This is a genomic window from Rothia sp. HMSC065G12, from assembly GCF_001811455.1.
GTDB lineage: Bacteria > Actinomycetota > Actinomycetes > Actinomycetales > Micrococcaceae > Rothia > Rothia dentocariosa.
Genome location: NZ_KV804804.1, coordinates 1 through 4,004, shown reverse-complemented (window position 1 = coordinate 4,004; position 4,004 = coordinate 1). Strand labels below are relative to the sequence as shown.

The window sequence follows — 4,004 nt, the reverse complement described above, 5'->3', positions numbered from 1 at the left end:
TCCCTGTTGGGGAAGATGCCCACTGAGTCGGTGCCCGTCTACCTGTCAGGCCCCAAGGGCCGGGGCGGGCGAGAGCTGTGGGTGCGGGCGGGCAACTCCACCCAGCGCCTTGAGATCGATGACGCCATCACCTACGTGTCGCAGCGCTGGCCGCACACGGTGCGCCCCTCCTGGCGCAGCCGGATCGGCGCCTACCTGCTCTACCACCGCCGCCCGGCCGGGGCGCCAGCCGATGGCGACCAGACTCCCGGCGGCCTCATCGGCTAGGACGTGTCCTGCGGGTCATCGGAGCCAGAGCCGTACAGCAGGCCGAAGGCCGGTCCCGTCGAGATCGGTGAAGGGGCGGGCGGCGCACTGTGCTGACCGGCGCGTCCCGTCAGGCGGCGCGCCCTGCCGAGCGCTTGACCGGACCCCGCACGCACCCGGCAGTCCCATCGAGCGCCTTTGCGCTCAAAAAGGTGGCTCCTACGCACTTTTACGGTGCACGGCACCGTCGCGGGTTGCGAAGTTTGGCGTAATTCCGCGGTTCTGCAGCAGGCGGAGATGAGACACGAACGTTAAAAGTGCGTAGGAGCCACCTTTTTCGACGCGGAAACACAGCCGGAAGCGCCCGAACGCACCTGTGCAGACGTCTGTGACGCCTCGGACCCCTCAGACGGGCAACTGCGGGCCCCGCAGACGGGTGCGGAAGCGCACGTGGAGTTGTGGACGCCTGCCGGCGGCCGGCCACGTTATCCACAGGGTGGCGCAAACCTTGTCACCGGCGGCCCCGCCGGTCGATGCTCGTTTCATGCGGTACACCGAACGGCGGGACGCCATGCTGCGAGCGCTGGCAGCCGCACACGGGGCGGCCAAACAGCGATTCCTGGCCACCTCAGAACACTGCCGTCGCACTCTGGGCCGCATGGTGGCCGACGGAATCGTCGTCCGCCACCCGCAGCACGTCATCGCCCTGCCGGGAACGGAACGGCCCACCATTATCGCCCGGCGCCTGGGCGGTCTCATCGCCTGCGCGCACGCAATGGAGCACTACGGCATCGCCCTTCAGGAGAGCCCCGGAAGCCGGCTCCACATTATCGCCCCCTACGACCAGCACCCCGTAGACGGCATCGGGCGCGTCATCATCCACAGGAACGCCGGCGCTCCCATCGACCCGCTGGGCTCGCCGTTCGCCGACCAGGAGACCGCCATCCTCACCTTCATGCGCTGCACATCGGAGCTGGACGCGCTCATCGCCCTGGACTGCGCCCTGCGCGGCGGCCTGGTCACCCGCGCCCAGCTTCTCGCCAGACTGCGCGGACCGAGGAACGGCCCCATGCGCGCGCTGCTCGCCCGCGCCGACCCGAAGGCGCGCTCGCTCCATCCTGGAGACCATCGCCCGATACGAGCTGGAGGAGGCCGGCGCTCCGCCGGAGGTCGCCGTTGAGACGCCCACCGGCGAACTCGACCTCGTCCTGGGACAGCGTCTTGCGATCGAGACCGACGGCCACGCCTTCCACTCCTCCCTGGCCGACTGGACGCAGGACCGCCGCCGCGACCAGTGGCTCCTGCGGCACGGCATGACGCCGCTTCGCCTGACCGCCCAGCAGGTCCTGGCGCACCGGACGGTGGAGATCGTCCGTCCCATTGCCGAGCGCCTCGGCTGCTGGCCCGGGAAGGGCGGCATGAGAGACTCACGCGCGCTTTCTTCTCGTCGAGATCGGTAGATCTCCGCACCGGGATCGGTTCACTTCCGGCTTGAGATCGGTTCGAGGCGCCCGCCCGGCCCGCGCCCCCGGAATCAACCATCTGCACCCCGAGGGCCCGCGGAAACTCGTCCGCGGGCCCTCAGCAGATAGCCGCTCTTACACTCACTTCTTGCGGTGGAGCTTCTCGCGCAGGGAGTCGACGCGATCCTCCCACTTCTGCTTGCGCTCCTGCCCGCGCTCCTGGCGCAGCACCCGGGCGGCCTCCCTGTCAGCGGCGATGGCGGCGGCCTCGGCGGCCTCCAGCTCGCCGAGGACCTGGTCGGCCTCGAGCCGCAGGACCTGGCCGCCCAGCGGGGAGACGACGCCGTCGAGCACCTCGGTGGCGTACTCCTCGACCTCGGCGAGGATGGCGGTGGTGCCCGCGGGCAGCCGTCCGCTGAGCTCGCCGATGGCGGTCTCGGAGAGATCCACGCGGTCGGCGTCGGCGAAACTGCCGATCAGGGAGCCGGCACCCCATCCCAGCAGCATGCCCAGTGGGCCCCCCAGAATGCCAACGGCCATGCCGATCAGGCCCCCGCCGACGGTCGCGCTCCCGATCACGGCATCCTCACCCTCGGCCAGGCGCAGGCTGCCGTCGGCGCCGCGCTCCCCGATGACGGCCGCGGCGATAGTGATCCGCCCCTCGGCGGCCGCTCCGCGCAGGACGCTCAGCGCCTTGTAGGCGTTTGCAGATTCCTCGAAGCCGACGATGACAAAATTGTGTGCAGTCATAAAACCGTCCCATCATGTTCCTATTGCGTGCTGACATCATTAACGTAGGCGCGGCGGCGACAGAAGTCAAGTCCCTGGTAGTGGTGTAGGGGCCCTTCGTGGTTAGGGGTCAGTGGGTCAGTGTCGGGGGCGTGTCTGGATGGCCGTCCTGGAGCTTGTTGGTGGTCTGGCACTGTTTGAGGGTGTCCAGGCTGAGGTAGCGGCGGCCCTCAGCCCATTCGTCGGTCTGCTCGGCCAGGACGGCGCCGACCAGGCGGATGATGGCGTCCCTGTTGGGGAAGATGCCCACTGAGTCGGTGCGGCGGCGGATCTCCTTGTTGAGGCGTTCTTGGGGGTTGTTGGACCAGATCTGCCGCCATACCTCGACGGGGAAGGCGGTGAAGGCCAGCAGGTCAGCTCGCGCGGCGTCGAGGTGGTCAGCGGCCTCGGGCAGCAGGTCACGGGTGTAGTCCAGGAGGCGGTCGAACTGGGCCTCGACGGCTGCTGCGTCGGGCTGGTCGTAAACCGAGTGGAGCATGGTCTTGAGGGCCGGCCAGGCGCTCTTGGGGGTCACTGTCATCAGGTTGGCGGCGTAGTGGGTGCGGCAGCGCTGCCAGGTCGCTCCGGGCAGGTTCGCGGCGATGGCCTCGACCAGACCCGTGTGGGCGTCAGAGGTGACAAGTCGTACCCCTCCCAGGCCTCGGGCGACCAGGTCGGCGAGGAACTCGTTCCACGCTGCTCCGCTCTCGCAGGTGTGGCTACCCGCAGGCCCAGGACTTCGCGGTGTCCGTCGGCGTTGACCCCAGTGGCTGTCAGGACCACCGCACTGACCACGCGACCGCCTTCGCGGACCTTCATGGTCAGGGCGTCGGCCGCTACGAAGATGAAGGGGCCGGCGTCGCCCAGGGGCCGGTTGCGGAAGGAGGCGACGTGCTCGTCGAGCTCGGCCGCCATGCGTGAGACCTGTGACTTCGAAAGCGAGTTGATGCCCAAAGTACCTATCAGCTTGTCCATGCGTCGGGTGGAGACCCCGGCCAGGTAGGCGTCGGCGACCACCGTGATCAGCGCGGACTCGGCCCGTTTGCGGCGCTCGAGCAGCCAGTATATGTTCAGGAGGCGGCACTTCCTCTTATCCGATGAGCCGTAAGTCTACAACTTCATATCGTTGAATTTGAAGCGAATCCAGCCAAGTACCAGGGGTACAAAGCCCCACAGGGTGAAGAGGATACAGCGGATTTCGTAGCTGGGATCTTTAAACTGGTCAGTATCGTAGACCAACATATTTTCGCCCAGATGAACAGGTAGATACTTGGAAACATCGCTTGCCCACTCAGCAGACCTGAAGAAACTAAGAACTATTGTCACCACAAAAAGCAGAACGACTGTAAGAACAATAGCTCCGGCACTATTACGGAGGAGAGCACCAAACCCGAATCCCATCCAAGCAAGTACCACAAGATACAGTCCAAGAAGAAGAGTGATTCGAAGTACTTCACCATCGAAAGAGACTCGTAGTTTTTCCGTGGGTGAGTAGTCAAGTCCCTGGTAGTGGTGTAGGGGCCCTTC

The 4,004-nt window shown here is 66.4% G+C and carries 3 protein-coding genes and 3 pseudogenes; 2 read left to right on the top strand and 4 right to left on the bottom strand.

The window, feature by feature from the left end; all coding sequences use genetic code 11:
- Positions 1-267 (top strand): annotated as a pseudogene (locus tag HMPREF2804_RS02280) (hypothetical protein); the annotation flags it as partial.
- On the opposite strand, the gene HMPREF2804_RS10920 reads toward HMPREF2804_RS02280, so the two are convergent.
- Entirely contained in the window at positions 264-473 is a 210-nt protein-coding gene (locus HMPREF2804_RS10920) for a hypothetical protein (protein WP_135008628.1), read from the bottom strand. The pseudogene HMPREF2804_RS02280 and the gene HMPREF2804_RS10920 sit on opposite strands and share 4 nt — an antisense overlap.
- Positions 474-742: 269 nt before the next feature.
- Between HMPREF2804_RS10920 and HMPREF2804_RS10675 the strand changes: the two genes are divergently transcribed.
- A complete protein-coding gene (locus HMPREF2804_RS10675) occupies positions 743-1,426 on the top strand; it encodes a hypothetical protein (RefSeq protein ID WP_210399305.1) in 684 nt (227 codons plus the stop codon).
- Positions 1,427-1,850: 424 nt separating this feature from the next.
- Here the strand turns inward: HMPREF2804_RS10675 and HMPREF2804_RS02270 are convergent, their stop codons facing one another.
- From HMPREF2804_RS02270 to HMPREF2804_RS02260, 3 genes and pseudogenes are all read right to left on the bottom strand, one after another.
- Positions 1,851-2,459 (bottom strand): DUF1269 domain-containing protein, encoded by a 609-nt coding sequence (locus tag HMPREF2804_RS02270; protein ID WP_048752811.1) that lies wholly within the window; start codon positions 2,457-2,459, stop codon positions 1,851-1,853.
- Positions 2,460-2,568: 109 nt separating this feature from the next.
- Positions 2,569-3,539, bottom strand: a pseudogene (locus tag HMPREF2804_RS02265) (IS256 family transposase); the annotation flags it as partial.
- A gap of 48 nt (positions 3,540-3,587) precedes the next feature.
- Positions 3,588-4,004: pseudogene (locus HMPREF2804_RS02260) on the bottom strand (hypothetical protein); the annotation flags it as partial.